This window comes from Nonomuraea sp. MG754425, assembly GCF_021699195.1.
Classification (GTDB): domain Bacteria; phylum Actinomycetota; class Actinomycetes; order Streptosporangiales; family Streptosporangiaceae; genus Nonomuraea.
In genome coordinates this window covers 1-1,966 of the sequence record NZ_SSXE01000401.1, presented here as the reverse complement: position 1 = coordinate 1,966, position 1,966 = coordinate 1, and the positions used below count along the sequence as shown (strand labels likewise).

The window sequence follows — 1,966 nt, the reverse complement described above, 5'->3', positions numbered from 1 at the left end:
CCCGTCACCGGCCTGCCGGTCGTCACGGACGAGGACTTCCTCGTGGTGCGCACCAACCCGGTCACCGGCCAGCCCGAACGCCTCGGCCGCGTGGGCCGCGACTATCAGGTCCTGCAGAACGAGGACGTCACCGGGTTTCTCCAGACCCTGGTGGACGAGTCGGGGGCGATCTTCGATACGGGCGGGTCGTTGAACGGCGGACGCCGGGTGTTCGTCACGATGCGGCTGCCCGAGCCGCTCATGGTCGGCGGGTTCGATCAGCTCGACCTGTACCTGGCGGCGTTCTCCCGGCATGACGGGTGGGGGTCGTTCGTCACCGTGGCCACCCCGGTTCGGGTGGTGTGTGCGAACACCGAACGGGCCGCGCTCGCCAACCATGCCTCGAAGTTCACCGTTCGGCATACCGGCAACGTGGCCGGCCGCATCGCCGAGGCGCGTGAGGCGCTGAAACTCACGTGGCGGCACGGCGAAGCGTTCGCGGCCGAGGCCGAGAGGCTTCTCGCCATGCCGATGGATGTCAAGGAGTTCCGGCAGTTCGCTAACCGGCTCCACCCCCTTCCGGCCGACGCGAAAGAGCTGGCCAAGCGCAATCACGACCTGACGATGCGGGATCTGGAGTACCTGTTCGCGCAGGCCCCGACTCAGGAGCCGATCCGGAACACGCGCTGGGCCGCGTACAACGCGGTGACCGAGCGGCTGGATCACAAGAGCCCGGTGTTCGGCAGCCGCGACGTGGCGACCGTCCGCGCTGAGCGGGCCCTGCTGGACGACCACGACAACGCCAAGCTCAAGGCCCGCGCGTTCCGGCTCCTGGCCACCGCCTAACCCCCCAGCCCCCACAACGCCCACAACCCCGCTGTCCGGTACCGCCCCGCACGGGGGCCGTACCGGACCCCGCCCCGGCCGTTGCCGGACCGGAGCGTACCGGCCGCCCGCCCAGATCCCCGGGGTTGCCCCGGGCGGCGGGGTCCGGGCCGAGGCCCCCCAACCCGGCCGGCATTCGCCCCCCGCGTACGTCATTCACCGCTATCACGAAGGAGATCGTCATGGAACGACTCGAAGACCTGGCCAGCCACTACGCCACCGTCGCTCGCCGGGAACTCGGCGAGGCTCTCAACCGCATCGCCTCCCTCGACGATGAGGGCACGTTGTACGACAGGGACCTGGCCCGTATCGCCTACGCCTACCAGCGGATGTCGTGGTGGCAGCAGGTCACCGACCTCACCCACGGCCGCGAGGAAACGGTCGACGGCGCGACCGCGCTGATGACCGTACGGCAACGGGCCCAGGACCTGCTGATCAACGCCCGCCCGGTGAACAACGGAGGCCTGTTCGCCCTGGCGATGGCCGAGTCCCGCCGAGGAGGCGCACGGGCCTTTCTCAACGCGACCGAGAAGCTCGCCGAGGCGCTGGCCCTCCCGGTCGATCACGACACCCGCCCGGCCGACACCGCCACGCCAGCCACCGCGACCGAGCGGGCCTCGGCCCCGGAACATCGCCCGTGACGGCGTGCGCGGGGCGCATCCCACCGGCCCGCGCACCGGCCGTCCCTCATCGGCCTCACCCGCCTGCACCTGCTCGGCTCGGGCCGGGCGACCGGTCCCTGTCACTCAACGAAAGGACACCACAAGATGGATCACCACTACCAGCCCGGCCCCCTGCCCCCGCCCGGCGAACCGAGCAACATCCCTCCCACCCGGGACAGCGCCACATCCCGGGGTGAGACGGGGCGGCTCTCGTGTGAGCAGATGACCGCCGAGAAGATCATCGCTGTGCGTCACACGTTCTACACGGCGACAGCGAAGGCGATCGTCGCCTTGCAGAACGGGCAACGGCTGTGTGGTGAGCAGGTGTTCGCCACCGCACACGCACAGGCATCGCGCGTCTGGTGGGATCTGGTCGATGAGGAGATCACCAGCAAGAAGCTGACCTCCGATCACGCGGTGCGGCGGGTGCGGTCCTGGGC

The 1,966-nt window shown here is 70.1% G+C and carries 3 protein-coding genes; all 3 read left to right on the top strand.

Features of this window, described 5'->3' with window-relative positions:
* Positions 1–825: DUF932 domain-containing protein (locus FAF44_RS53000; RefSeq protein ID WP_237111087.1), on the top strand; the 825-nt coding region annotated here is incomplete at its 5' end.
* Positions 826–1,046: 221 nt separating this feature from the next.
* Positions 1,047–1,505 carry a hypothetical protein gene (locus tag FAF44_RS52995; protein ID WP_237111086.1) on the top strand — a complete coding sequence of 153 codons (459 nt, stop codon included), beginning with the start codon at positions 1,047–1,049 and terminating at the stop codon, positions 1,503–1,505.
* A gap of 243 nt (positions 1,506–1,748) precedes the next feature.
* On the top strand, positions 1,749–1,966 hold a 218-nt coding region (locus FAF44_RS52990; RefSeq protein ID WP_237111085.1), incomplete at its 3' end, for a hypothetical protein.

Bases quoted from the DNA above. Each gene is read 5' to 3' on its own strand.
- FAF44_RS52995 (WP_237111086.1), top strand. From the start codon at position 1,047: ATGGAACGACTCGAAGACCTGGCCAGCCACTACGCCACCGTCGCTCGC.